At 71.2% G+C, this 26,709-nt stretch carries 20 protein-coding genes and 2 riboswitches; of the genes, 12 read left to right on the forward strand and 8 right to left on the reverse strand.

All coding sequences use genetic code 11. The annotated features are described in order from the left end of the window. Window positions 1-174, reverse strand: a riboswitch (cyclic di-AMP (ydaO/yuaA leader). Between the two features lie 573 nt (window positions 175-747). Both FRAEUI1C_RS01030 and fbaA read right to left on the reverse strand, forming a co-directional pair. Further along, entirely contained in the window at window positions 748-1,389 is a 642-nt protein-coding gene (locus FRAEUI1C_RS01030) for a transglycosylase family protein (protein ID WP_041259912.1), read from the reverse strand. Between the two features lie 210 nt (window positions 1,390-1,599). Then, window positions 1,600-1,783, reverse strand: a riboswitch (cyclic di-AMP (ydaO/yuaA leader). Between the two features lie 1,599 nt (window positions 1,784-3,382). Beyond that, complete coding sequence (gene fbaA, locus FRAEUI1C_RS01035) at window positions 3,383-4,414, reverse strand: class II fructose-bisphosphate aldolase (protein WP_013421415.1); 1,032 nt, start codon at window positions 4,412-4,414, stop codon at window positions 3,383-3,385. Between the two features lie 396 nt (window positions 4,415-4,810). On the opposite strand from fbaA, the gene FRAEUI1C_RS01040 reads away from it, so the two are divergent. The 4 genes from FRAEUI1C_RS01040 (at window position 4,811) to FRAEUI1C_RS01055 (ending at window position 9,368) form a co-directional block, all read left to right on the forward strand. Beyond that, window positions 4,811-5,530: a DedA family protein gene (locus FRAEUI1C_RS01040; protein WP_013421416.1), complete on the forward strand. Its 720-nt coding sequence runs from the start codon at window positions 4,811-4,813 to the stop codon at window positions 5,528-5,530. A 507-nt stretch (window positions 5,531-6,037) separates the two neighbouring features. Further along, window positions 6,038-7,273, forward strand: coding sequence for an NAD-dependent epimerase/dehydratase family protein (locus FRAEUI1C_RS01045; RefSeq protein ID WP_013421417.1), 1,236 nt, complete (start codon window positions 6,038-6,040; stop codon window positions 7,271-7,273). Window positions 7,274-7,359: 86 nt separating this feature from the next. Next, a complete protein-coding gene (locus FRAEUI1C_RS01050; protein WP_013421418.1) occupies window positions 7,360-7,896 on the forward strand; it encodes a GNAT family N-acetyltransferase in 537 nt (178 codons plus the stop codon). A 416-nt stretch (window positions 7,897-8,312) separates the two neighbouring features. Continuing rightward, window positions 8,313-9,368: a nucleotidyltransferase domain-containing protein gene (locus FRAEUI1C_RS01055; RefSeq protein ID WP_013421419.1), complete on the forward strand. Its 1,056-nt coding sequence runs from the start codon at window positions 8,313-8,315 to the stop codon at window positions 9,366-9,368. 91 nt (window positions 9,369-9,459) lie between these two features. Here the strand turns inward: FRAEUI1C_RS01055 and FRAEUI1C_RS01060 are convergent, their stop codons facing one another. The 3 genes from FRAEUI1C_RS01060 to FRAEUI1C_RS40655 all read right to left on the reverse strand — a co-directional run bounded on the left by FRAEUI1C_RS01060 (window position 9,460) and on the right by FRAEUI1C_RS40655 (window position 13,303). After that, on the reverse strand, window positions 9,460-10,191 hold the full coding sequence (locus FRAEUI1C_RS01060; protein WP_013421420.1) for a hypothetical protein: 732 nt from the start codon (window positions 10,189-10,191) through the stop codon (window positions 9,460-9,462). Window positions 10,192-10,335: 144 nt separating this feature from the next. Beyond that, window positions 10,336-12,531, reverse strand: a complete 2,196-nt coding sequence (locus FRAEUI1C_RS01065; RefSeq protein ID WP_013421421.1) for an MMPL family transporter — start codon at window positions 12,529-12,531, stop codon at window positions 10,336-10,338. 463 nt (window positions 12,532-12,994) lie between these two features. After that, window positions 12,995-13,303, reverse strand: coding sequence for a hypothetical protein (locus tag FRAEUI1C_RS40655; protein ID WP_232425255.1), 309 nt, complete (start codon window positions 13,301-13,303; stop codon window positions 12,995-12,997). 34 nt (window positions 13,304-13,337) lie between these two features. On the opposite strand from FRAEUI1C_RS40655, the gene FRAEUI1C_RS40660 reads away from it, so the two are divergent. Beyond that, window positions 13,338-13,784, forward strand: a complete 447-nt coding sequence (locus FRAEUI1C_RS40660) for a hypothetical protein (protein WP_232425256.1) — start codon at window positions 13,338-13,340, stop codon at window positions 13,782-13,784. A 15-nt stretch (window positions 13,785-13,799) separates the two neighbouring features. Here the strand turns inward: FRAEUI1C_RS40660 and FRAEUI1C_RS01075 are convergent, their stop codons facing one another. Next, window positions 13,800-14,735, reverse strand: coding sequence for a pseudouridine-5'-phosphate glycosidase (locus FRAEUI1C_RS01075; protein WP_041258658.1), 936 nt, complete (start codon window positions 14,733-14,735; stop codon window positions 13,800-13,802). 251 nt (window positions 14,736-14,986) lie between these two features. Here FRAEUI1C_RS01075 and FRAEUI1C_RS01080 point away from each other — a divergent pair, with 251 nt between their 5' ends. Then, window positions 14,987-15,712, forward strand: coding sequence for a hypothetical protein (locus FRAEUI1C_RS01080; RefSeq protein WP_013421424.1), 726 nt, complete (start codon window positions 14,987-14,989; stop codon window positions 15,710-15,712). Window positions 15,713-16,018: 306 nt separating this feature from the next. On the opposite strand, the gene FRAEUI1C_RS01085 is transcribed toward FRAEUI1C_RS01080, so the two are convergent. Together FRAEUI1C_RS01085 and FRAEUI1C_RS01090 are read right to left on the reverse strand one after the other, a co-directional pair. Beyond that, window positions 16,019-16,219, reverse strand: coding sequence for a hypothetical protein (locus tag FRAEUI1C_RS01085; RefSeq protein WP_013421425.1), 201 nt, complete (start codon window positions 16,217-16,219; stop codon window positions 16,019-16,021). A gap of 196 nt (window positions 16,220-16,415) precedes the next feature. Then, the gene (locus FRAEUI1C_RS01090) at window positions 16,416-18,680 is read right to left on the reverse strand and encodes a (Fe-S)-binding protein (RefSeq protein ID WP_041259915.1); all 2,265 of its coding nucleotides are present in this window, start codon (window positions 18,678-18,680) and stop codon (window positions 16,416-16,418) included. 528 nt (window positions 18,681-19,208) lie between these two features. Between FRAEUI1C_RS01090 and FRAEUI1C_RS01095 the strand changes: the two genes are divergently transcribed. The 6 genes from FRAEUI1C_RS01095 to FRAEUI1C_RS01120 all read left to right on the forward strand — a co-directional run bounded on the left by FRAEUI1C_RS01095 (window position 19,209) and on the right by FRAEUI1C_RS01120 (window position 26,587). Beyond that, the gene (locus FRAEUI1C_RS01095) at window positions 19,209-20,405 is read left to right on the forward strand and encodes a nuclease-related domain-containing protein (protein WP_013421427.1); all 1,197 of its coding nucleotides are present in this window, start codon (window positions 19,209-19,211) and stop codon (window positions 20,403-20,405) included. A gap of 358 nt (window positions 20,406-20,763) precedes the next feature. Continuing rightward, window positions 20,764-22,593, forward strand: coding sequence for a molecular chaperone DnaK (gene dnaK, locus FRAEUI1C_RS01100; RefSeq protein WP_013421428.1), 1,830 nt, complete (start codon window positions 20,764-20,766; stop codon window positions 22,591-22,593). Continuing rightward, window positions 22,590-23,276, forward strand: coding sequence for a nucleotide exchange factor GrpE (gene grpE, locus FRAEUI1C_RS01105; RefSeq protein WP_013421429.1), 687 nt, complete (start codon window positions 22,590-22,592; stop codon window positions 23,274-23,276). Before dnaK ends, grpE begins: the two co-directional genes overlap by 4 nt. Before the next feature lie 144 nt (window positions 23,277-23,420). Further along, the gene (dnaJ, locus tag FRAEUI1C_RS01110; RefSeq protein WP_013421430.1) at window positions 23,421-24,596 is read left to right on the forward strand and encodes a molecular chaperone DnaJ; all 1,176 of its coding nucleotides are present in this window, start codon (window positions 23,421-23,423) and stop codon (window positions 24,594-24,596) included. A 211-nt stretch (window positions 24,597-24,807) separates the two neighbouring features. After that, window positions 24,808-25,365, forward strand: coding sequence for a heat shock protein transcriptional repressor HspR (locus FRAEUI1C_RS01115; protein ID WP_013421432.1), 558 nt, complete (start codon window positions 24,808-24,810; stop codon window positions 25,363-25,365). A gap of 454 nt (window positions 25,366-25,819) precedes the next feature. Beyond that, the gene (locus tag FRAEUI1C_RS01120; RefSeq protein ID WP_013421433.1) at window positions 25,820-26,587 is read left to right on the forward strand and encodes a hypothetical protein; all 768 of its coding nucleotides are present in this window, start codon (window positions 25,820-25,822) and stop codon (window positions 26,585-26,587) included. The last annotated feature ends 122 nt before the right edge of the window (window positions 26,588-26,709 follow it).

Here is a 26,709-nt window from a genome sequence, read left to right on the forward strand (position 1 = left end):
TCCGATCCTTCCCTGCGCCTGCGGGGTGAGCTGTCGGGTTCGGGCTGGGACTGCCCGGCCGGCGCGCCGTGCTCTCGCGAGCCCGGATTGCCGGCTACACCCCAAGGACTCGGCTGTTGCCGGGTCCGAAAGTGGGTCCCCCGCTCCTGCCGAACGGATCAGCGCCCTTGGATCAGGGACGGTGTACATGCGGGTGGGGCAGGATTCGGCGTCCGCCCGCACGACTCGCCCAGGAGAGACGAGTAGTTCCGGACTGTAGCGAGTGGGGCGTCAGGGCCGCAAACCGGGCTCCTCTTGACATCGAGGGCCGAGCGGGTCATCTGCCGCACGGGTTGGTCGGGTCGCAGGTGCTTGGGCCAGGCCCGGCTGGGGGCCGACTAGGCCAGGTCCGCTTGGGCGAGGGTCCGCGGACCGGGGCCGCCTCTGAAGACGGGCGGCCCCGGTCCGCGGCTGGCACGGCGGTGCCGGCCGGAGCGGGAACAGGGCTGTGGCCGTCCCACGTCCGGCTGGCCGCCGACTGGGTGGGGATGGGCCGGTTACCGGCCAAGCGAAGAGCCCACGACCGTTTGGGGGGTTCGGTCGGCGAGGGGCTCCGCGTTACCGGGCGTCCCGACCGGTGGCACCGGCGCCGTGCCGGTCCGAGCGGGACCTCGTTCGGCGGGCCCGCGGGCGCGGCTCACGGCCGGTGATCCGGGTCAGCCGGTCGGGGTCCGTCGGTCGGGGTGAGGCGGGCGTGGGGGTGCCGGGCTAGGCGAAGGTCGCGGCCCAGGTCTGCGGGCCGACGACGCCGTCGACGACCAGGCCCTTCGCGGCTTGCAACTGACGGGCCGCGGCGGCCGACACCGGGCCATAGCTGCCGTCGACGGCGAGCGGGTAGCCGATCGCGGTCATCCGCTCCTGCCAGTGGGCGACGTCGGCGCGGTACTGCCCGACCAGGGCCGTCGTGAACGGCAGCTGTGCCGTCGTGTTGACCGCCGGCGCCGCCAGGGAGGTTCTGTTGGCCGACCGGGAAGCCTGGGGCACGGCGGACGCGCTGGCCCCCGGCGCGAGCTGGTCGGCGCCCATGCCGCGGCCGCAGAGCGGCCATTGGCCGAATCCAGAACGCTGCGCCAACCGCAGTGCGGCCTCGTCCTGAACCGCCTGTGGCGCGTCACTCGGCAGTCCTGAATATCCCAGGCTCGCCCAGGTCCCCTGCGAGAACTGGTATGCGCCGTAATAACCGTTGCCGGTATTGGCGGAATAGTTTCCGCCGGACTCGCACTGGCGCAGCTGCGCCCACGTTGAAGAAGCACTGGCAGGAGTCGCCACGGCGATTGCGCCGCCTACCGCCGCCACGATTACGGGCACTGCGGCGATGCCCTGTCGTATCCGGCGGGTTGGGTGGGTCAATGCCCGTCGGGGTTCCTTCCGGACCGGCGTGGCCGAGCGGTGCGGCCGGTCCGGGGTGTCGGCGATCCGAGCGGTCGCCGGCCGGTGGTGCCTGGTGCTGGTGTCTCGCACGCTTGCGTTGCCGGCGTGTGCGCGGCAGGCCGTCGGCGGGGCACAGTGCCCGCCGGACATGGGATGTCGGCCAGGGTTACGTGCTTCGGACATGGGTGGTAGCCCTTTCCCCACGCCTGCGAGGTGAGCTGTCGGGTTCGGGCTGGGAAGAGAATTGCCCGGCCGAATGACGTGTCCTTTTGTGTCCTCGAAAGCGCATGGAACGCGCCCGCGACGACCGCGGAAGTCAGTCGGCTTCACCCCTAGGACGCCCTGGTGGGTTAGGCCCAGGCGCGGCACTCATGTGGCCGCGCGGGCGGATGCCCGATTCTTCCAGGATCTCTGGGTACGGCGTCCGGAGTCGGTTCCCCCGTTCCTGCCACTGGGTTCAAAACACATCGGGGCGGGGGCAGGATTCGGCGTGCCGCCCGATGGGTGCCTGACCTGTCGTCTGGCACGGCGAAGACCATAACCACATTCCTCGGCGTGGCGACAAGCATTGAATAGGGTGCGTGAAAAAGGACACACCCGCGTGTCGGTGCTTGAGGTCGATCCCGGCCGGTGTTAACGCGCGCGTACGCGCGCTCATCTGTTTCTATCGGGGTCGCCAACCGGTGTGTCGGCGCCCGGAGTCGACTATCGGAGAGCTGCCGAATTCGTCCCGCAACGGCCCGGATGAAGCGGGAACGTGGCGCACACGCACGACTGTGTGGTCCGCCCGTCGCGCCGGAAAACAAACCTACGATTCTGCCGCCCGAGACGTCCGTTCGACGCGCCGACACCCGGATTGCGATCCTGGGCACATCTGTTCCGGCCATCCCGGTATGTACACCAGGTAGTTGTGTGATTGCGGATTGCTCGCAATACGTTCGGCGTGTCGATCTTCGGCGGGCGAGCCCGTGGCTCGTTCGTGGTCCGCCGACGGGGCGCTCAGTGGTCCAGCCGGGACGCGAGTGATCCGGACCCCGCACAGTGGGTCCCGGCCGGGTGTGAGTGATCCCCCCCCGGCGCAGTGGGTCCGGGCCAGGCCCCAGCGATCCGGGCGGGGGGTGGTGGTCCAAAGCGAAGGCGGTGATCCGGGCCGGCACGGCGATCCGGCCCTGGCATGGTGATCTAGGACGGGTGCGTGATCCGGACGGGCGCGGGGTGATCTGGGGCGGACGCGGAGCCTAGGGCGGGCGCGATGGTCCGTGTCCGGTGCGGGGGATCTGTCGAGCCGGGGTGCGGGACGGGCGTCGGCGGCGAAAGTGTCCTTGAGCACACATCGGGGCCGCTATTCGAAGGTGGCCCCGCCGGAGCGAACCTTGCGGCTTGGACGGCGTCTCTAGCCGAACCGGCGTGAGCGCGCCGATTGGGCCAGGCCTGTCGGGCCCTGCTGTGGATCTTCCTGTCGGGCCCACCGTCATCTTGGTGTAAGTGATCGCCGTTTGAGCCCTGGGATGGTCGGAGAAAACGCCTGATCACGACCACGCGAGGGCCAAAGTAGCGATCTCTGGCCGGCCACCGGGCCGGCGGGACGCCGGTACCCCCGTTGATCATCGCGTCACGTCCGGTTTCCCTGCGCAGCTGGCGATCGCTGGCGGTCAGTCGCGGCTGCCGGGTCATGATCGCGATCTAGGTGGCGAAATCGGCGTCCGTGCGCGACTTGTGTCTTTTCTCTCCGCTCGGCTGGCGATCATGGTCGGGACCGATCGAAGAGCCCCGTCGGGTGGGCAATCTAGCGCCCACAGGCGGGCGCGGCGGTCCGGGTCGGGGACGGTGGATCTTCGGGCCGGAGTCTCAGGATGGGTAACCGCGGCGAAGTGTCCTTGAACACACATCGGGGCCGCCCCTTCGAAGGGCGGCCCCGATGAAGGAGAACGTGCGGCTCGGGCGGGCGCCCCCAGCCGACCTGGTGCGGGGGCTAGCCGATCGCGGTGCCGGCGGAGCGGAGGTCCTCGCACGCCTGGACCACGCGCTTGGCCATGTTGGCCTCGGCCGACTTGCCCCAGGTGCGCGGGTCGTAGGTCTTCTTGATGCCGACCTCGCCGTCGACCTTCAGCACGCCGTCGTAGTTCTTCAGCATGTGGTCCGCTACCGGCCGAGTGAAGGCGTACTGGGCGTCGGTGTCCACGTTCATCTTGACCACGCCGTAATCGAGCGCCTCGCGGATCTCTGACAGGTCCGAGCCGGAACCGCCGTGGAAGACCAGGTCGAACGGCTTCGCGTCGCCGGCGAGGCCGAGCTTGCCGGCGACGTACTGCTGGCCGTCGCGCAGGATCGTCGGGCGCAGCTTGACGTTGCCCGGCTTGTAGACGCCGTGCACGTTGCCGAAGGTGGCGGCCATCATGTAGCGGCCCTTCTCACCGGTGCCGAGCACCTCGGCGGTGCGCCACATGTCCTCGGGAGTCGTGTAGAGCTTCTCGTCGATCGCGCCGACGACGCCGTCCTCCTCGCCGCCGACGACGCCGATCTCGAGCTCCAGGACGATGTTCGCGGCCTTGCAGTCGGCGAGCAGCTCCTCGGCGAGCTTGAGGTTCTCCTCCAGCGGCACGGCCGAGCCGTCCCACATGTGCGACTGGAACAGCGGGTTACGCCCCGCCTTGACCCGCTCCCTGGAGATGGCGACCAGCGGCCGCATGTAGGTGTCGAGCTTGTCCGCCGGGCAGTGGTCCGTGTGCAGGGCGATCTGTACCGGGTAGGCCTTCGCCACGTGGTGGGCGAACTCGGCCAGCGCCTCGGCGCCCAGCACCATGTTCTTCACCGTCGGGCCGGACAGGTACTCGGCTCCGCCCGTGGACACCTGGACGATGCCGTCGCTGCCTGCGTCCGCGAAGCCACGCAGTGCCGCGTTGAGGGTCTGGGACGACGTGACGTTGATGGCGGGGTAGGCGAAAGCGCCCGCCTTCGCCCGGTCGAGCATCTCGGCGTAGACGTCTGGTGTGGCGATGGGCATCGAAAGCTCCTGTCAAAAGGCGTCGGGCCACCGAGGGGACGAGTGCGGCAGGCACGCCGAGGACGCGCCGTCCGCCCACCTGGCCGCGACAGGCAGGCGAGGACGGCGTGGACCGGGGCGAGGCCGCGCGCATCGCGGGCAGGTGTTGCGCGAAGGGTATGACGTGCGGGCTGCCCGGGGGAGCCTCTTGCCGCCCACATCGCCTAACCTGTCGGCCGCCCTCAGGCCAGACCGCGTGCCGAGCGCGACGTAACCAAGGCCCCGGCCGCGGCTTGGCGTCGCCTGCGGTTTTCTGCGTCCGTTATGTCAGAGGTTGGGAGGGCGCGGAGCGTCCGACAGGCTGGTTGGCCGAGCGGGCGCTCCGCGCCCGCTCGGCCAACCAGCCACACTGAAGCTATGGATGTCGACCATCTATCCGGCCTCACCCTGTATCTGACCGTCTTCGCGATCGTGTTCCTCGAGAGCGGCGTGCCGATCGGGTTCTGGCTGCCGGGCGACGCCATGCTGTTCGCTACCGGCCTGATGGCGGCAAATCCGGCACACCGGATCTCGCTGCCGGTTCTCGCCGCCGGGGTGACCGTGATGGCCGTCGCCGGGGTCTGCCTCGGCTACGTCACCGGGCGCCGGCTTGGGCGTCCCTGGCTGGAGCGTCGGCACCGGAAGGTGCTCGATCGCACCGAGACCTTCTACGACCGGTTCGGCCCGGTCACGCTGATCGCCGCCCGGTTCGTGCCATGGGCGCGCACCTTCGCCCCGATCCTGGCCGGCGCGGTCCGGATGCCACCGGCGCGGTTCCTCGTGGCGGCCGCGGTGGGCGCACTTGTCTGGGGCACCGGTATCCCCGCGCTCGGGTACGCGGCGTCGTCGGTCCCGGGCCTCAAGGACGCGACCGGCTGGCTCGCTCCCGCCGTCGTCGCGCTCTCCCTCGCCGCCGGTGTGCCCGGCGAGTTGCTGCGCCGCCGGGCCCGGCGTAACCGAGCGGCCACCGACCTCGCCGTCGCCGAGCCGACCGAGCCGGACGGCTCGACGGACCCAGCCGTGGAAACTCCGGGGGCCGTACGGCCCGGGTCGGACGGTTCGACGGCGTTTGCCGGCGCCGAGCGCGGCCCTGCCTGACCGCTTCTCCGGGGGCGCGAGGACGTTCCGCTCCCTCACCTTCGTGCCAATGATCGCCGTTTCGACCCTGGACTGGTCGCGGAGAGTGCCTGGAGACGGCCATGTAAGTGCCTAAACGGTGATCTTCGCCCGGTCGGGCGGCGCTGGGCCGAGACTGACCGGCGAGCCTTCGTAGGGCTGGGCAGACTGGCGCCCGACGACCTCGATGAGGAGCCGTGGGCAGTCTCGGTCCGCGGGGGCGCGGTTCTCCCTGCCGGATGCGCGCGGCCTCGGCCGGCCAGCGTCCGGTCCGCCCCGGATTGGCGCGATACCGGTGCAGTCGGGCGCCTGTGCCGCGCCGGGTGGTCGCCGTGGCGGAGATCGATGTGTGCTGTGATGCTGCAAGCAGGAACGGGGGCTGCTCGCATCCAGAGGCAGGTGTGGCCCGCGCGCGGGAGACGGTCGGGCGGGTGCCCGTCCCGACCCGCGCGGCCTGGCGGCACCGGCAGGTGATCAGGAGGGCTGACGTTGGCTCGGGTGGTGGTGACTGGCGCCGCGGGGTTCGTCGGCGGCGCGATCGCCCACGCCCTGCGCGGGCGCGGGGATGACGTCGTCGCGCTCGACGTGGCCCGAGGCCCCGGCGTGCACGCCGCGGACGTGAGCCGGCCGGGCGACTGGGAGAAGGAGCTCGTCGGCGCCGATCTGGTGGTGCACGCGGCCGCGGTCGGGATGGGTGGGGTCGGGGAGCTGCCGCCGATCCGGGCTGGCCGGCCGGCCGGATCGTCCCGGGTCCCGGCTGCGCAGATGCGCCAGGTGCTGCTCGGCGGGACCGCGACCGTCCTCGACGCCGCGGCCCGGGGCCGCGTCGGGCGGGTGATTCATCTCTCCTGTGTCTCCGCGCTCGGGCCCGACCTCGCCGACGGCGTCGACGAGACCGCGCCCGTCGGCCTGACCGGCGATCCGCGTGCCGACACGCTCGCCGCCGCCGAGCAGGCGGTCGGCGCCGCGACCGCGTCCGGACTGCCCGCGACGATCCTGCGACTGGGCGACGCCTACGGGCCCCGCGCCGGCCGGTGGACCGTGTGGCCGGTTCTGCTGCTGCGCGCGGGCCGGTTCGTCCTGCTCGACGGTGGCACGGGCTGGCTGAACCCGGTGCACATCGACGACGTGGTCGCCGCGGCGATCGCCGCCGCCGGCAGCGAGGCCGCCGTCGGCGAGGTGCTGCACGTGACCGGACCTGAGCCGGCCACCGTCGCCGAGTTCGTCGGCTGCTACAGCCGGATGCTCGACCTGCCGGCCCCGCGGTCGGTGCCGGCCCGGATGTACGGCGCGCTCGACGACGCGACGCACGCGGTCGGCCGGCTGCGTGGCCGGGTCGAGTCCAGGCGCCAGGCGTCCGGCGAGCCCGAGCCGACGGCCGCCGGCCGGCCCGAGCACGGTGCCGCCGACCGGGCGGGCGTGCCCGCGGTGGGCGCGGCCGAGCACCCCGACGCGACCGGGCCGTCGACCGGAGCCGTGGCGCTCGGGCTGGTCCGTGGGATCGGATCCCGGCTGGCGGCAGGGGTCGACCCGCGCCAGCGGATGGATCTGGGCCCGCTTGCCGTGGCCGACGTGACGAGGTCCGGCCGGCTCGCCGGGGACCGGATCACCGCCGTGACCGGCTGGCAGCCCCGCGTCGACCTCGCCGACGGGATGGGCCGCACCGAGACGTGGCTGCGGGACCGGGGCCTGCTCGGCGTCAATGAGCCGTCCCGGACGCGTTGATCCCGCGCGCCGCGGCGCGGTCGCCTGTTCCTCTCCTCTATCTCTGGCGATATCTCTGGTGACGCCCGGCCGACCGGCGACGCCTCATGGCTGACGACGGACCGACGCTGACCACGGCGCGGCTACAGGCGCTCCCGGTGACGCTGTGGAACGCGGGCTACGTGGCCGAGGAACTGGCGCGCAAGGTGGCGCTGGCCTCCCGGCCGCCGCCGGGGCTCGGGGTCGGTGGCCTGTTCGCCGGCCCGGACGCGCGTGGGACGGCCGAGCCGGCGGCGCTGCGCCGCGAGCTGCGCCTCCGGGCCGGCGCGGGACCGTCGATGCCGACCTGGGTGGTCCGCGACCACGACGGTGACCCGGTGGGGCTGCTGGGCGCCGACACCCGGGCCCGGCGGGCCGCGGTCGCGGTGGTGATCGACGCGGCCGTGCGGCGCCGTGGCTACGGCGCCGAGATGATCCGCGCGCTGGCGAGCTGGCTGGAGACCCACCGCTTCGCGCTGGTGGAGACCCGGGTCCGCGCCGACGACCCGGCCGCCGAGCGGCTTGCGCGGGCCACGTCGTTCCAGCCGACCCAGGTGGTGATCGTGACTGGCTGGCGCGTCTGGTGCCGCCCGCCGCCGCGCTGACGCACCGCCACGACTCTTACGGAGGGTGACGGTTGGCAGGGAGGGGCGATTGCGCGTCAGCCACCACCAGCGCGCTAGAGCAGAACGTTATACGCAATGCTCTTTCTGTCATACTCGCAGGCTGGCGCTCTGCCGTCGGCTGGCGCCTTTGGATGCGCGCGACTGGTGGCCGCTGCTAGGTTGTCGGGAAGCCGACACCGGTTGATGCTCCGTTTCGACACCGATGTGTATCTTCTGGCCGCCTGTAGGGCGCCCTGACTGTTCATTCGGTTACGGCCTGGGGCACCATGGGGAATGATGTCGCGGCTGGAGATGGCACCCCACCGTCCCCGGCCCCGGTATCCGCGTCGGTTGGGGACCGGCGTGTGTCCGGGAGGGGAGCCCGACGGTCGGCGCGCTGCGCCGGGGAGGTGCACATGAGCGTCGATACCCCACGCCCGGTCTCGGCCGCGACGCCGCCAGCTGAGGTCACCTACGACCACCTGATCATCCCGCCGCACTGGCGGCGGCCCGAGGACTCGGTGGCGGGCGCCCCGAACCCCCTCTTCCCGTCGGCGGACGGCCAGCCGCACCCGGCGTCCGGCCCGCACCCGATGACGGGGCCGCTGCTGGTCGGCACGACGGCCCGCGCTTTCGCCAAGCTCGACGACATCATCCGGCTGTCCACCGAGGACAAGGCCGTGATCGACGCCCGCCGCGACGAGGCCGAGCGCGCGCTGCGGGCGATCTTCCCGCCGCGCTGCGCGCTGCCGCTGGTCGGCGTCGCCACCATCGGCTCCGCCGGGCGCGACACGATGATCCGCCCGCTCGACGAGGTCGACATCTTCGCCGTGTTCAGTGCGGCGAACAGCGCCTGGAAGCGGTTCCGCTGGGACTCCCGCGACCTGCTGCTGTGCGTGCGGAACGCGATCGGCGGCGACCGGGTCCAGACGATCGGCACCCGCGGCCAGGCGCTGCGCGTCGTGTACGACACGCCGCCGGACGTCCACCTCGTCCCGGCCTTCGACCACCCGCGCGCCGGCTACGTCATGCCCGACCGGATCGGTGGCTGGCTGCCGACCCGGCCCGAGCGGCACGCCAGCTGGACCGAGGATCTCGGCCCCCGGGTGATCTCGGCGGTCCGGCTGCTGAAGGCATGGAACCGGGTGTGCGGCAGCCATCTGCGTTCGTTCCACATCGAGGCGCTGGCCGGGACCGTGCTCGCCGGCCGCGGCCTGAACACCCGGCAGGCGCTGGCGACCGTGTTTCGACACATGGACGAGGCCGGCCTCTCGATGGCCGACCCCGCCGACGTCGGCGGGGACCTGTCGACCTATCTGCGGCCCGACGACCTGGCCGCGCTGGGCGAGTCCGTCCGGATGGCCCGCGCCTACGCGGAGAAGGCCGTCGCCGCCGAGGGCGACGGGCGCCACGAGGAGGCTGTCGCGCTCTGGGCCGCCATCTTCGGCCCCGAGTTCCCCACCTTCGGCTGACAGCAGGGCCGACGAGCGGTCGGCGTGGACCTGTGGCTGAGCCGACCCCGGCCGGGGCCGGCTCAGCTGCCCGCGTGGCCGCGGGCCAGGATCACTGGCTCTTCAGCTTGGCCGCGAGCTGCGCGGTGACGGCGGAGACCAGCGTCTCGTCGGGGGGCCGAATCGCCGAGAAGAGCGCGACCTCGTTCTCGACCCGGCCCGCGCCGAGGAAGACCACGTCGAGGTAGACGCTCGTCTTGGCCCCGGACGCGGTCACCTGGCCGGTATAGGCGACCCGAGCCAGCGCGCCCGCGGGAACCGGGGCGGTCCGCCAGGTGAGGCTCTTGATCGTTTCGTCCTGGCTGGCGCCCGAGCCCGAGGACTGCCCCATCAGCTTCTTGATGCAGCCGTCGAGGCGCGGATCCTTGAGCTCCTGGAGGTGGGCGGCTCGCTGCGCGGTCGTGACGATCTCCGCGTTGGAGTCAACGGAGGTGAACCCGTCCTGGCTCGTCAGCGTCGGGCCGGTCGCCACCGCCGTGGGCGCGCCGACGTTCTTGCCCAGGCAGCCGTCGATGTCCAGGAAGATCGCGTCGTCGTGGCTGGTCGGGTCGCCGGCGCCGGCGGACGACTGGTCCAGCTTGAAGCCGGCGGTCTCGGGGCCCTGCGTGTAGATGTAGTCCATCGGGTCCAGCTTCGCCGTCGACTCGCTGGCCACGGACGGGGCCGGGGTGCCGGCAGCGGAATCGCTTCCGGCCGAGCAGCCGGCGAGCGCGGCCGAGAACGCCAGCGCGACGGCCGCCGCGGTCGCCTGGAACCTGCGGGAGGTGACGCGGATTGACAGCATGATCAGTCGACAGTCCTTGTTCCGCGAGGGAATCCGGACGATCCGGACAGCGCTTGGACGACGACCATAGCGGTGTAGATGGTCCGGGTTCAACGGACCTGCCCCGCAATGCGTGGTTATGGGGCCACCAAACGAGGGGGTCGGCTAGGGGACGTCCTCCGAGACGACGACGTCCGGCGCCAGCAGGTCGGCGGGCGGGGTCGGTGGGCGACTCAACCGGCTCGGCCACCACATGACGCGGCCCAGGTCCAGGGCCAGCGCCGGCACCAGGATCGAGCGGACGACCAGCGTGTCCAGCAGCACCCCGAAGGCGACCAGGAAGCCGATCTCGGCGAGCTGCACCAGCGGGAAGATGAACAGCACCGAGAAGGTCGCCGCCAGCACCACCCCGGCGGACGTGATCACTCCACCGGTGACGGCGAGACCGCGCAGCACGCCGGTGCGGGCGTCGGTGTGCATCGCCTCCTCGCGCACCCGCGTCATCAGGAAGATGTTGTAGTCGACGCCGAGCGCCACCAGGAAGATGAACCCGAACAGGGGCAGCGACGGATCGGCCCCCGCGAAGTGGAAGACCCCCCGGAACACCAGGGCCGACACCCCGAGCGACGCCAGGAACGACAGCACCACCGTCAGGATCAGCACCAGCGGCGCGACCGCGGCCCGCAGCAGCAGACCCAGGATCACCAGCACGACGACGAGCACCAGCGGGATGACCAGCTGCCGATCCCGCATGGCGGCCTGGGCGATGTCGTGGTTCACCGCCGTCGTCCCGCCGACCAGGGCGTCCGCGCCCGGCACCGGGCGAACCCTGGCCCGTAGCCGGTCGATCGTCGCGGCGGCCGCGGCGCTGTCCGGCGGGTCGCGCAGGACGACCAGGAACTGGGTGAGCCCGGCTCCGGTGCCGTCCACGACCGCGGTGGCGACGCCCGGGGTCGCGTCGATGACGTCGCCGAGCCTGGCCGCGCTGTCACTGGCGCCGATCACGAACGTGGGCGCGCTGGCCCCCAGTGGGAAATGCGCCGCGATGCGCTCCTCGCCGATGATCGAGTCGATCGGGTGCCGGAACGCCCCGCGGTCGGTGAGCCCGATGTGGAACGTGACGATGCCCACCGTGAGGCCGGCGAGCACCGCGCTGGTGACCAGCCAGATCGGCCGGGGCCGGCGGGCGATCAGCAGGCCCGCCCGGGCCCAGGCGCCGACGACGTCCGGGTTGCCGGCGTCCTTGAGGCTCGTGGTGACGGCCGGCGCGGCGATCCGGGGGATCTGCGGCCAGAACAGCCGCCGGCCGCAGATCACCAGCAGTGCGGGCAGCAGAGTCCCCATGGTCAGGAACGCCACGGCGATCCCGACCGCGCCGACCGGGCCGAGGCCGCGGTCGGAGTTCAGCTCGCCGAGCAGCAGGCAGAGCAGGCTGAGCACGACGGTGCCGGCCGAGGCCAGGACGGCGGGGCCGGCACGCAGCAGCGCGACCCGCATCGCCTCGGTCGCGGCGGCGTGCCGGGTCAGCTCCTCGCGGTACCGGGCGATCAGCAGCAGGGCGTAGTCGGTGCCGGCGCCGAACACCAGGACGCGCAGGATGCCCGCGCTCTGCCCGTTGACCGTCAGGCCCCCGTGCCGGGCCAGCAGGTAGATGATCGCGGTCGCGGCCTGGTCGGCGGCTCCCACGGCGACCAGCGGCACCAGGCACAGGAACGGCCCGCGGTAGACCACCAGCAGGATCACCGCGACGACGGCCGCGGTGACGAAGAGCAACGGCGTCTCGACCCCGCGGAACGACGTGTACGTGTCCACGATGACGCCGGCCGGGCCGGTGACCGAGGTCTGCAACCCGGGTGGGGCCAGCTTCCGGACGACGGCCCGCATCCGGTTGATCTCGTCGGCGAAGGCGTCCGCGTTCGCCGACTGGGCGACGGGGACGATCATCAGTGCGGCCCGGCCGTCGGGCGCCGGGGCCGCCGGCGTGACGGGAGCGGCCGCGAAGGGCGCCAGCTGGGCGCCCGCGGCCTTCATCGCCGCCTGGTCGGCGGCCGTCAGCCTTCCGGTCGGCCGGGTGAAGACGACGACCGCGGGGATCGCGTCGCCGCCCGGAAGCTGACGTTGGGCCGCGAGTACCTGCGTTGACTCGGCGTTCGGCGGGAGGAAGGCCGCCGCGTCGTTGGTCTGCGCGTTGCCCAGCCGGCCCGCGAGTGGCGTGGCGACCAGCGCCAACGCCAGCCACAGCACGACCGCGACCCACCGACCGCAGCGCCCGATGGGCCATTCGGCGAGGCGCTCGACCCGGTGGCGGTGGCGCCGGGCCGCCTGCTGGGCCGACTGTGCGGAATCTCTCGACCACCGCATGCCCACGCCCCCCCACCGAAGCACCCCCCGCGCGGCCCGCTCTGCGCGACATCCCGACGTTTTCGCCCGGTCTCAGCCCCCTTGGACTCGCACGACACGCCGGCTGCCTGGCCCGATTCGATCGGGCCATGTGGTTGGCTGCCGGTCGAGGCCACCCGCCCAGCGCGCCCCCGTCGTCGTAGCCACGCAAGGAAACCTACGAGGTTCGGCGGCGCGCGGATTGCGGTCGGCCGACTTCTGCTGGTTGGCGCCCACGCTCGTGGCGGCCATCAACCCCGGTGCGCCATCTTGGCCACATGAGGCGTTCGGCACCGTCACCCCGCTGCGCCCGCTGTTCGGGTACCCGGAGACGGACGCGGCCGGCTGGCTCCCTACGCTTTGACTGGGACCAGTCTGTCCGGATCGACCGGTCCTGACGGGTTCGGCCGGCCTGGCCCGGTCGGCGGATGGGGATGGGAAACGGTCATATGCCCTCGACGGCACGCAGGACACGGTGCGCGATCGCGCTCGGGGCAGCGGCCACCTTGGTGGTCGCGGCGGCGGGATGCGGGGTGCTCGGCGGCTCGAAGTCCGCGAGTGACAGCCCGACGCCCACGCCCGAGACCTCGACCGCGCCAGCCACCGCGAGCGCTGCGCCGGCCACCGTCCAGGCCGGCTCGTCGGTCTCGGCGCAGGCCAAGGACTTCGTCCTGACCACGAGCTCCGGGTTCAGCGGGTTCTCGGCCACGACCGGTGGCACTGCCTCCAGCGCCGGGACGTCGCCGCTCGCCAAGCTCGCCTCCTGCCTGGGCGCGACCGGTTCCGCCGTGCGCGACGGGTCGATCGACCGGGCCGAGAGCACCCACCTCACCAACAAGATCACCGGCATCACGCTCTGGTCCGACGCGCAGGTCGTTCCGGCCGGCCAGCTCGACCGGGACACCGGGCTGCTGCGTGACCCGAACTTCACCGAATGCGTGACGTCCCAGACCCAGAAGGACGCCATCGCGGACCAGCAGGCGACCGGCAACCAGCTGATCGACCCCGAGGCGGTGACCAGGGACGCGCCGCTGCCGACCGGGGCGCTGGCACGCACCTCCGTGGTCGTGCTCGGCGGCAGCTCGACGGGCGGCCAGATGCAGCTGTTCTACGACACGATCTACCTGGGGTCGGGCCAGGTCGAGGCGCAGCTGCACCTCGTCGGCACGATCGACCCGCCGAGCGAGGACCTGATCAGCGTCGCCGTCAAGCAGCTCACAGCCAAGCTCGGCTAAGGCGATCGGCGCCGCTCAGGCGTGCCGCCGTCCGGCGTGAGCGGTCGAGACGGCCGCCGCGACCGCGGCGTTCCCGCGGACGACCGCGAGGTTGACCTCGAGGCTCGCGCCCGCGGTCTCACGGTGGAACGCGGCCAGCAGAAACGGCGTGACGGCCTTGCCGCGCAGCCCGGCCCGGCTGGCGGCGGCGAGGGCGTCCGCGAGCACCCGGTCGTGCAGGTCGCGGTCGAGCGCGTCGGCCTGGGCCACCGGATGGGCCACGACGACGGCAGCGGGCGTGCCCAGCTCGTCGGCGGCCGCCATCACCGCGGCGACCTCTCCCGCGTCCTCGACCCGCCAGTCCAGCTGGTGGCCGGTACCGGGCAGGTAGAAGCCGGGGAAGTCGGACGTCTGCCAGCCAAGCACGGTGACGCCCAGAGTCTCCAGTCGCTCCAGGGTCGCGCCGACGTCAAGGATCGACTTCACCCCGGCACAGACGATCGTGATCGGGGTCGTGGCGAGCGTCGGCAGGTCCGCCGACTCGTCATAGCTGAAACCGTCGCTGCCCTCGTCGCCACCGCGGTGGACCCCGCCGAGGCCTCCGGTGGCGAACACACGGATGCCGGCTCTGGCGGCGAGCCAGGCGGTCGACGCGACGGTGGTGGCGCCGGTATGGCCGAGAGCGGTGGCTGGCGCGAGATCGCGCACCGACAGCTTGAGGACGGTGGCCGCGGGATCCGTAATCCTGTCGCGGGCCGCGTCGTCCAGACCGACGGTCGGCACCCCGTCGAGCACCGCGATCGTCGCGGGAATGGCGCCGTGATCGCGTACCAGCTGCTCCAGCTCCGCGGCGAACTCCCGGTTGCGCGGCGCCGGCAGCCCATGCGCGAGCAGCGTCGACTCCAACGCGACCACCGGCTGCCCGGCGGCCAGCGCGTCCCGAACCTCGGTGGACACCTCGATCTCCGGCATGTCCGCACGATAGGCCCCGCACATGGCGATCCGGACCGAGGCGGCCGAGGACGCGGCGCGCGCGGGCCCTACGCCCACCGCCCGGCATGGCGAGTGCCGACGACCCGTGAATGCGCCCCGCGTCCCGTCGGTATGTGCAAATAGACAGTAAGAAACTCGTTAACCGGTAAAGCAATAGTAAGAGTCGAAGTCTTTTGTCTGACATGCCGGTTTACTGTCGAGAGGCGAGGCCTCCAGCTAATCTTGCCCGCATGGATTTTGGCGGAAAAATACACTCGCCGCGTAGTGGACGGCATTTCTTCAGAGTTGTCGTCCCCACTGGTTTCGCCGCGCTGGGCCTCGCGCTGGCCGCCTGCGGCAGCACGGGATCGTCCTCGTCCGGCGCGGCCGCGGGGCCGAAGCTGGACCCCTCCGCATACGTTCTCACCAGCGGGTCGGCGGCGACGAACGGCTACAAGGCCGAGCCGAACACCGACACCACCGAAAGCACGGCCTTTCAGGACCCGGTCCCGAAGTGCATGCACCTGTCCAGCGGCGATCTCGGCCCGGCCTCGACCGCCCACGCCAATGGCGACATGTTCAGTGACGACGACGGCACAGCGATCGAGTCGGGCGCCAGGGTGTTCGGGTCGGCCGACACCGTGACCAGGCATGTCGACCTCGTGCACCGCGCCGACTTCCCGAACTGCCTGGCCCAGGCCGTGATGGGCGAGCTGAGCAAGTCGGGCGGCATGGACGGCGCGACCGTGCGCAGCGCGACGGCGGCGCCGCCGCCGGCGGGCGTGACCGCGCTGACCAGGATCGTCTTCAACGTCAGCGCGAGCGGCAGCACCGTGCAGGTGAACGTCGACCTGATCAGCATCTTCCGCGGCCGGGTCGAGTCCGTGATCCTCGTCGTCAACCCGCTCACCCAGGCCAGCCCCGACACCTTGACCGCCCTGTCTGGACAGGTCGTCGGCAAGCTCGCCAACCAGTAACAACCCGGTTCGGCCGAGGGCTCTGTCCGCGAATCTGCGGATCTTCGGCCCAGCCGGGCGGCAGGCCAAGCAGGCGCCCTTCTCATCCGGGATCGGCGCCCGCGGAGGCGCCGCCCGCTGACTTGATCGCCGTTTTGGCCCTCCCATGGTTGTAATCAGGGCGGTTCTACAACCACTGGAGGGTCCAAACGGCGATCACCGGCACCGAGGTGGCGGCGATCGGCCACAGGCGACCTGGATTCACGCCCTCCATGGCCTCTTCGTGCGTGCGCCGGGGGGCGCCGCGCCGAGATCGGTGCCGTGGGATCAGCGCCGCTCTGCTTCAAGGTCGTCGACGGCCTGCTGGAGGCCGAACCGACCGCTGCCGCGTGACTCGATCCTGTCGAGGACCTCGTCCATCGTCGGGGTCGCGGTGATCCGTGCCAGCTCGGCGAGGAGGTACTCCTCCAGCGGCCGATCCGCAGCCTCGGCCAGCTCCCTCAGACGGCGGAAGACATCGTCGGGCACATCCCGGATCGACTGATGGCATCATCACTGTCTGAGCCGACAGTACCGAATCGTCACGGGGAGCGCAAATGCGATTGGCCCGAGCGATCGTCTCGCTCGGGCCAATCGGTCGTGCGCTGTCCGGGTCGGCAGGCGGGTGCGGTCCTGGCCGGCTGGCCCGAGCGCCGGGCCAGCCGGACTTGCCCGCCGGCGCTGATCAGCTCATCGGGGCCGGCTCCGCGCCGGGGGCGTCCTGGGTGGGCGCGGCCGGGGCGGCAAGGGAGCGGGCGAGGAGCTGGGAGACGTCGAGGACCTCGACGGACTCCTTCGCCGTGCCGGCCAGCTTCTGCTCGGTCACGGCGTCGGACAGCATGACGATGCAGAACGGGCAGGCGGTCGAGACGACGTCGGGGTCGAGGCCGAGCGCCTCCTCCACCCGGTTCGCGTTGATCCGGGTGCCGATCTTCTCTTCCATCCACATCCGGGCGCCGCCGGCGCCGCAGCAGAAGCCGCGGTCCTTGCACCGGTGCATCTCCTGGCCGCGCAGGCCGGGAATGGCCTCCAGGATCTCCCGGGGCGGGGTGTAGACCTTGTTGTGCCGGCCGAGGAAGCACGGGTCGTGGTAGGTCACCGACGACTCGATCGGGGTGATCGGCACCAGCTTCTTCTCCTCGACGAGCTTGCCGAGCAGCTGGGTGTGGTGGACCACCTCGTAGTTGCCGCCGAGGCCCGAGTATTCCTTCGACAGGCTGTTGAAGCAGTGCGGGCAGGTGGCGACGATCTTCTTGACGCCGGTCTCGTTGAGCAGCTCGATGTTGGCCTTGGCCATTTCCTGGAACAGGTACTCGTTGCCCAGGCGGCGAGCCGGGTCGCCGGTGCAGGACTCCTGCGAGCCGAGGATCGCGAACTTCACGCCGGCCATGTCGAGCAGCTCGGCGAACGCCCGGGAGACCTTCTTCGCCCGGTCCTCGATGGCGCCGGCGCAGCCGACCCAGAAGAGGTACTCGACGTCCTCGGGAATCTGCTCGCCCTCACCGATGACCTTGACCTCGAACGGCAGGCCGTCGGTCCACTCGGTGCGGCTGCGCGGGGAGACGCCCCACGGGTTGCCGTTGTTCTCCAGGTTGCGCAGCATGACGCCGGCTTCCGACGGGAACGCGGACTCGATCATCACCTGGTAACGCCGCATGTCGACGATGTGGTCGACGTGCTCGATGTCCACCGGGCACTGCTCGACGCAGGCGCCGCAGTTCGTGCACGACCACAGGACGTCCGGGTCGATGACGCCGCCCTCTTCGGCGGTGCCGACCAGCGGCCGCTCGGCCTGCGCCTTGCCGGGCTCGGCCACGCGGGCGAAGCCCGACTCGGGAACGCCGTGAACCTCGTGCTCGTCGTGGTCGCCGTGGTCGTGGCCCTCGCCCGGGGCGTGGTCGTGACCCTCGTGGGCCTTGGCCACAGCGGCGTCCCAGGCCGCGTCACGCGACTCGGTGTCGGTACCGCCGAGCAGGTACGGCGCCTTCGCGAAGAGGTGGTCGCGCAGGTCCATGATGACGAGCTTCGGCGAGAGCGGCTTTCCGGTGTTCCACGCGGGGCACTGGCTCTGGCAGCGGCCGCATTCGGTGCAGGTGGAGAAGTCGAGCATCGCCTTCCAGGAGAAGTCCTCGACCTTCCCCGCGCCGATGATCGGCTCGTCCTGCTCCATCAGCGTCTCGATGTCCGGCGTCGTGCCGAGCGCGCCGAGCGCCTTCGGCTCACGCTTGAGGACGACGTTGATCGGGGCCAGGAAGATGTGCAGGTGCTTCGAGTACGCGACGAGCACCAGGAAGCCCATGATGATCGCGAGGTTGATCAGCAGGAACGTGGTCTCGATGGCGTCGTTCGCGGTGTGCCCGAGCGGCGAGAAGACCCGGCTGACGGCGTAGGACGCGAAGGCCCACTTGGTCTTGCCCTGCGGCAGGTTGCCGGTGTTCCACTGGGCGCCGCGGGTGATCAGCAGCGTCACGATGACCGCGGTGATCATCCCGAGGATGACCCAGGCCGGGCCGAGGTGCGAGCCGTAGAAGCGCGACTTGCGCTCCAGCCGGGCGGGCGCGCGCTTGACGCGGATGACGGCGAACGTCGCGAGACCGGCGAGCACCGCGACCGCGAAGAAGTCCTCGATGAACCCGATGCCGGCCCAGTGGCCGAACCACGGGATGTGGAAGTCCTCGTCGAACAGACCACCGAACGTCTCGATGATCGTCAGGATCAGGACGGTGAAGCCCCAGAAGGTGAACGCGTGCGCGAGGCCGGGCACCGACCACTTCAGCAGCTTGCGCTGGCCGCCGACCTCACTGACCTCGCTCCAGATCCGGGTCGGGATGTCGTCCAGACGCCCTTCCGCCGGCTGCCCAGTCTGGATCAGTCTGAACAGCCAGAAGAATCGCCTTCCGGCTATCGCCAGGGCGATCAAGGTGATCGCCCCACCGATCGCGATCCTCAGCGCCATCAGTCTGGTCCTCCTATGCTCCGCGAACGGGGCGTAGCCTACCCGTACCCATCGGTAACTTGGGTCTCTAAGTGTCCCGCGCCACCCGTCGCCGACGCTCCGGCCGTGCGGCCGTCCGATAACCCGACCCTGCCACGACCGGCTGCCACTAGCACGAGTTCCCCGCTGCCCCGGCCGCGAATCGGTCTATCCGGGTGGGCAGGCCATCTTGTTTGAGGGATCATCGACCTACCCGCGACGGAGCGGGCGCCCGGCCCCGTCTACAGCCCGCCGGGCTGGCGGGTGACGGTCCGGAGGGCCTGGTTCGGCCACCCGGGCCTCCTGGGCGCTGCTACGCTCAGTCGCAACAGTGACCACAAATGGGAACTCTGCGCACTAGAACCCCGCGCACCTAGAACTCCGTGCACCGCATGTCCCACCCTGGCCACGTGGCGCGCCCAACCGCCGTTCGTGCCAGGCCGAGAGACCTCATGGGCCCCAGTACCGAGCCCCAGACAACCCCTGCGAACCACGGTGGGCACGATGGCGACGATCACCAAGCCGGCGACGACGAACACCAGGACCGGGCAGCCGGGTTCCTACCTCTATTCGGAGTATCGACGCGGGCGTGAGCACCAGGCCTTGGTCCGCCGCGACCGGCTCGGCCGGGTGCTGCCACGGTCGCTCGCCAAATCGGTGCCGGTCGGGTTGCTGGTCTGTCTCGTCCTGACGTTCGGCGTCGGTCTGCCCGGTGGCTTCGGGTTCGGGGTCTTCGCGCTGATCGTCGTCGGGTGGAGCTCGGTCATCGTCGTGTCGGCCTTCGGGCGCGACAACGAGATCGAGACGCTTCGCCTGGGCGCCGAGGCCGAGCGCAAGACCGCCCGGGCGCTCGCCCGGCTGCGGCGGGCGGGCTGGACGGTCCTGCACGATCTGGAGGTGCCGAGCGCGGACGCCGTCGTCGGCCACCTGGTGATCGGCCCGGCCGGCGTGCTGGTCATCAACAGCGAGGCGCGCAAGGGCGTCGTCCGCTACACGAAGAAGGTCGCGACCGTCGACAGCGAACCGCTGACCGCGGCGATCGAGCGGGACGCCTTCGTCAGCACCCAGATCAAGACCGAGCTGCAGGCCAAGGTTCCGCTGATCAAGCTCTCGGTCTATCCGGTGATGGTGATGACCGAGGCCGACGTCCTGTGGAAGGACGGCGCGGTCAACGGCGTGACCATCATCAACATCCGCCGGATCTTCGACTTCGCCCGCGACCGGCCGCGGCGGCTCAACCCGGTCGAGGTCAAGGAGGTCGTGGCGGCGGTGCGGACGCTGTTCCCGCCCTTCGTCGACAACCGGTCGCTGGAGCAGGTGACGATCGGCCGCGACCAGTGGCTGATGCTGATGGAGACGCTGCACGCGATCCGCGACCGCGACGGCGACGCGACCGACCTGATGGACCGGCTGGCCACGTTGGAGGCGCAGCTGTCCCGCGGGGGTGACGGGTTCGCCCGTGTCGGCATCCCCCCGGGCCCGGACGACCCGACCGGCTTCGAGGAGCTGCCCGAGCTGGCGGATGACGGTGGGCCGGGCTCGCCGGACGACCGCGAGGGCATCATCCGCTCGCTGCGCCCGTCCGGCCGGGGGGTTTCCCGCCGCCGGCCCGGTGGCCGCCCGAGCCTCGCCTCCGTCCGTCCGGAACCGGACCCGCCAGCGACAGGTACCGACGACACGCCGGGCGGCCCGGAGCTCTGACGGCCGGAGTTCGCCCAGAACCCGCTTCGCCACAACGATCGAACGGCGCGTCGCCTCTCGGTGACGCGCCGTCGCGTTATGTGCCCGCCAGCATGGGTAGCCGTCGGGAAGAGAACGTGGCTCCGTAAGGTTGAGCCCATACGACTCAGGTTCGAGCGTTATAGTGGCAAGACGATCCTGAGTGGAACGCACTCAACCCATTGGGTCTGCGCCGAGGGCTGACTTAGAGTCAGCGACGAGCGGACCTCGCGGCCGGATCGACCGTCTCGGTCGGCCCCGCGAGCGGACCCACAGACCGAAACGGCGGCCCCGCGCACACGGAAGTGCCGGGTGCCATCAGATCGAGAGGCACACAGACATGGCACGAGCGGTCGGCATCGACCTCGGCACCACGAACTCCGTCGTGAGCGTGCTCGAGGGTGGTGAGCCAACGGTCATCGCGAACGCCGAGGGCTCGCGCACGACCCCGTCGGTTGTGGCCTTCGCGAAGAACGGCGAGGTCCTGGTCGGCGAGGTCGCGAAGCGGCAGGCGGTCACGAACGTCGAGCGGACGATCCGGTCGGTCAAGCGCCACATGGGCACCGACTGGAAGATGAAGGTCGACAACAAGGACTTCACCCCGCAGCAGATCAGCGCCTTCATCCTGCAGAAGCTCAAGCGCGACGCCGAGGCCTACCTGGGCGAGACGGTGACCGACGCGGTCATCACCGTCCCGGCGTACTTCGACGACGCGCAGCGGCAGGCCACGACCGAGGCCGGCACCATCGCCGGCCTGAACGTCATGCGGATCGTCAACGAGCCCACCGCCGCGGCCCTGGCCTACGGCCTGGACAAGGGCGAGAAGGAGCAGACGATCCTGGTCTTCGACCTCGGCGGTGGCACGTTCGACGTGTCCCTGCTGGAGATCGGTGACGGCGTCGTGGAGGTCAAGGCCACCCACGGCGACACCCACCTCGGCGGTGACGACTGGGACCAGCGGATCACCGACCACCTGATCAAGACCTTCCAGGGTCAGCACGGCGTGGACCTGGCGAAGGACAAGATGGCGCTGCAGCGGCTGCGTGAGGCGGCCGAGAAGGCCAAGATCGAGCTTTCGCAGTCGACCCAGACCACGATCAACCTGCCGTACATCACCGCGTCGGCCGAGGGCCCGCTGCACCTGGACGTGTCGCTGACCCGGGCCGAGTTCCAGCGGATGACCCAGGACCTGATCGACCGCTGCAAGATCCCGTTCCAGCAGGCGGTCAAGGACGCGGGCATCAAGGTCGCCCAAATCGACCACGTCGTCCTCGTCGGTGGCTCCACCCGGATGCCGGCCGTCGTCGACGTGGTCCGCGACCTGACCGGCGGCAAGGAGCCGAACAAGGGCGTCAACCCGGACGAGGTCGTCGCCGTCGGCGCGAGCCTGCAGGCCGGTGTCCTCAAGGGCGAGGTCAAGGACGTCCTGCTGCTCGACGTCACCCCGCTGTCCCTGGGCATCGAGACCAAGGGCGGCATCATGACCAAGCTGATCGAGCGCAACACCACGATCCCGACGAAGCGCTCCGAGATCTTCACGACGGCCGAGGACTCGCAGCCGTCCGTGCAGATCCAGGTCTTCCAGGGCGAGCGCGAGATGGCGGCCTACAACAAGAAGCTCGGCATGTTCGAGCTGACCGGCCTGCCCCCGGCGCCGCGCGGCGTGCCGCAGATCGAGGTCACCTTCGACATCGACGCGAACGGCATCGTGCACGTCTCGGCGAAGGACCTCGGCACCCAGAAGGAGCAGTCGATGACCATCACCGGCGGCTCCGCGCTGCCGAAGGATGACATCGAGAAGATGGTCCGCGACGCCGAGCAGTACGCGGAGGAGGACAAGCAGCGCCGCGAGGAGGCCGAGACCCGCAACCAGGGCGAGTCGCTCGTCTACTCGACCGAGCGCTTCCTCGCCGAGAACGGCGACAAGGTCGAGGCGACCCTCAAGGCGGACGTCGAGGAGAAGCTGGCCGACCTGCGCGCGGCCACCGCGGGCACCGACATCGCCGCGATCCGTACGGCCACCGAGGAGCTCGGCAAGGCCAGCACGGCGATGGGCCAGTCGATGTACGCCGAGGCCCAGGCCGCTGGCGCGGCCGGCGGTGCCGCTGGTGCCCAGGCCGACGACGACGTGGTGGACGCCGAGATCGTCGATGAGGAGGGCAAGCAGTGAGCTCGCCGCACAACGCGGGCTCGGCCGAGGAACCGCCGGTCGTGGTGCGCGACCGGCGGCGCATCGACCCACGTAGCGGAGAGGTCCGTGCCCAGGCGGCGGCCGAGTCCGCTGCCGGGGGCGAGTCGGCGGCGGCCGAGGCGGCCGCCGGCGGCTCCGGCGCCACCGGGGACGCCGAGCTGCTTGCGTTGATCGAGTCGCTGAACCTGGCGGTGCAGGAACGCACCGCGGACCTGCAGCGGCTGAAGGCCGAGTACGACAACTACCGCCGCCGCGTGGAGCGGGACCGCCAGCTGATCGCCGAGCAGGCGACCGGACGGCTGCTCGCCGGGTTGCTGCCCACCCTGGACGACATCGGCCGCGCCCGTGACCACGGCGACCTGGAAGGACCGTTCAAGGCGGTCGCCGAGTCCCTCGAGGTGGCGTTGGAGGCGCTCGGGCTGGAGCGTTTCGGCGCGGTCGGGGACGAGTTCGACCCGGTGCTGCACGAGGCGCTGATGCACTCGTACCGCGGCGACGTCACCGCGCCGACCTGCGTGCAGGTGTTCAGGTCCGGCTACTCGATGGGCGGCCGGGTCCTGCGGGTCGCGCAGGTCGCGGTGGCCGAGCCGGTGGACGAGCCGGAGCCCGCCGAACCGGCGGACGCCGACGCCCCGCCGCCAGCGGACGACACCGACGCGTGAGATCGTCTCGCCCGCGACCCCGGCCCCCAGAGTTCCGCGTTCGAGCCTCGCTCGACAATCGGAGTGACGGGTGCCGGGGTGTTGGGCGTGGATCCAGCGCCGTGGCGGGCTGGGTGAGGAAATCATGAAGAGAGGAGGGGCGCCGTGAGTGTTCGCGACATGGTCGAGAAGGACTACTACGCCGCTCTCGGCGTTCCCAAGGACGCGCCGGCTGCGGACATCAAGAAGGCATACCGCAAGCTGGCCCGCGAGCTGCACCCGGACAAGAACCCGGGTGACGCCAAGGCCGAGGCGCGCTTCAAGGAAGTCTCCGAGGCCTACGACGTCCTCTCCGACGAGCGCAGGCGACGTGAGTACGACGAGGCCAGGGCCCTGTTCCAGTCCGGCCGCTTCTCCGGCGGGCCGGGTGGCTTCCCGGGCAACGGCGGCGGCTACGGCAGCGGGTACGCCGGGACCGGGGCGGGCGGCGGGTTCGGCGGCTCCTCCGGCGGCATCAACATGGATGACCTGCTCGGCGGGTTCGGCGACCTCTTCCAGCGTCAGTCTCCTGGCCGGGGCCCGAAGCGTGGCGTCGACATCGAGGCCGAGGTGACGATCTCGTTCGAGAAGTCGCTGACCGGCCTGGAGGCGACCGTCCGGATTCCCGGCGCCGCCACCTGCGCCACCTGCAACGGGCTTGGCTCCCGGCCGGGCACGATGCCGCGGACCTGCCCGGTCTGCCGCGGGCTCGGGGTGATCTCGCGCTCGCAGGGCGGGTTCGCGCTGTCCGAGCCGTGCCGCGAGTGCCTCGGGAAGGGTCAGCTCATCGACCACCCGTGCCCGGACTGCCACGGCAGTGGCCGCCGCGAGCGGGAGCAGCGCATCCGCATCCCCGCCGGGGTCGCCGACGGCCAGCGGCTGAAGGTCCGCGGCCGGGGCACTCCCGGGGAGCGCGGCGGCAGTCCCGGTGACCTGGAGGTCACCGTGCACGTCCAGCCGCACCCGGTCTTCGGCCGGGAGGGCCCGAACCTGACCATCGCGCTGCCGATCACCTTCAGCGAGGCGACCCTGGGCGCCTCGGTGCGGGTGCCGACCCTGGACGGCGCTCCGCTGACCGTCAAGGTGCCGCCGGGCACGTCGAGCGGGAAGCGGCTGCGGGCCAAGGGCCGGGGTGTCCCGAAGACGGGCGGCGGCAACGGCGACCTGATCGTCACGGTCGAGGTCGCGGTCCCCAAGCCCACCGACCTGTCGCCGAAGGCGCGGACGGCGCTGCAGGAGTTCGCGCTGGCGCATCCGGGCGACCCCCGCGAGGCCCTGATGGCGCAGCTCGGACAGCAGTAACAGCAACAGGAGCAGTAGGAGACGTGCTCCCGGCCGGGCCGCTGGCCGCCGGCCGCCGGGAGCCCGACAGGCACGGTATCGCCGGCGAGTCCATCCCCCTGACCCGGAACCACTGCCGGCGGACCAGGCCCAGCAACAGGTAAGACGCAGTCCTGCGGGGGAGGCACTTCGATCGGCCTTCCTGGGCCGGAGCGGAAGTGAGGCAGGGGAGATGAACAACCCACGCGCGAACCGGACCTCTGACCCGCCGACGGGCGGGCCCGCGAGCCCGCTCGGCGCCGACGACCCACAGGGTGCCCCGGGGCACCGCGCCGGCCCGGGCGCGCCCCGCCCGTCGTACCCGCTGCCCGGCCGGGGTGGCCCCGCGCACGACGACGACGCGCCCGTGTACGTCATCTCGATCGCCGCGGAGCTCGCCGGCATGCATCCGCAGACGCTGCGGTCCTACGACAGGCTCGGCCTGGTCACGCCAGGCCGGACGGCTGGTCGTGGCCGGCGCTACTCGGCGCGTGACGTGGCGCTGCTGCGCGAGGTCCAGCGGCTCTCCCAGGAGGAGGGCGTCAACCTCGAAGGCATCCGCCAGATCCTCCAGCTCGGCGCCCAGGTGCTGGCGCTGCAGGCCGAGGTCGTCCGGCTGCACGAGGAACTGGCCAAGGCCAGGGCCGAGGCGGACCGTCGGGTCTCCGAGGCGCACGCCAGCCACCGCCGCGACCTCGTCCCGGTCGACCGCGGCGCCATCGTCGTCTGGCGGCCGGGCCCCCGCCGCTAGCGGAGGGCGCCCGCCGCCAGGGGCGGGGGCCCGAGGTCCGGCGGCCCTCTCCATGGCGCGATCACGGCAAATGATTCGGGCCATTGTCTGATTGTCAAGAGAGGGTGCCACCACCTCCAGTCGAGTCGATTGGTGGTGCTAACTTCAATGGGTCATCCGTCGACGGATGGATCGTCATGTCCGCGACAGTGGGGACAAGAGGCGGACATTCACGAGCCGCCTAGCCCGTTTTCTTCGTCGCTCACGCGGCAGGTTGGCGCAGCCAGAACCCTCGTCTACCAGCCACGATGAGGCGCGATCGGCCAGCCGGCGCGCCGCGAGGCGTAGCGGGGCCTAGGCGTTGTCCGGGCCCCGACATTCATTTTCGCTAGCCCATTTCTTTACTGCTTGGCACCTTCGTCTCCAGTAGGTACCGCCGACAACCGGCGGTCGGAGCTGGTATTCGGAGGTCGTCATGCACGGGCAGGGGTGGGGTCGGCGGCTGCGCCGCGGGGCGTGTGTCGGGGTCGCGGCTACGGCGATGGCCGTCCTCGCGGCGGGCTGTCAGAGCGGGGGTGACCCGACGATCGCGCCGGCGCCCGAGGTCACCTCGGCCGTGACCACCCCGGTGGTCACGACTCCGCCGGCTACCCCGCCGCAGGACCTCAAGGCGACGGACTACGTGCTGACCGCCGGTCCGGAGACCGACGGATTCGACGGCTCGGGCGGAGCCGACGAGGACACGACCGACCCGGCGGCTCGGGCGCGGATCGCGGCCTGCGTCGGTGTGCCCGACTACAACCCGGCGGAGCCGTTCGACCGGTCGAGCGGCGACACGTTCGTCGGCCAGCAGGACCAGATGACCCAGGCCAGCAGTCAGGCGAAGATCCTCTCGGCGGCTCAGGTCCGCCAGGACGCGAGCATCGTCACCAACCCGCGATTCGCCGACTGCATGCGCGCCGAACTCGTCAGCTCGATCGGCGACAAGCCGATCGGAGGCGAGACCTACAAGATCCTCTCGGTCCGGTCGCTCTCGCACCCCGATGGCATCACGGCGTTCTTCCGGACCACCATGGAAGTCTCCAACGCCGACACCACCCAGCGGTTCTTCATGGACGTCGCCTACTTCTACGTCGGTCAGGTCGCCGTCGAGCTGGACTTCCAGAACTTCGACAGCCCGATGCCGGCCTCGACCGAACAGGCCATGGCCGCCCAGATCACCGACAAGCTGACCGACCAGTGAGCCCGCTGCGCTGTTGCCGCTGAACCGGGCCGGCAGCGGGCGTCCAGCCGGACGAGAGGGGCGAACATCGAGGGTCCAGGCGTCATGATCGTCGTCTGGACCCTCGACTGGTCGTAATCAGG

Source organism: Pseudofrankia inefficax (genome assembly GCF_000166135.1).
In the GTDB taxonomy this organism is placed as follows: domain Bacteria; phylum Actinomycetota; class Actinomycetes; order Frankiales; family Frankiaceae; genus Pseudofrankia; species Pseudofrankia inefficax.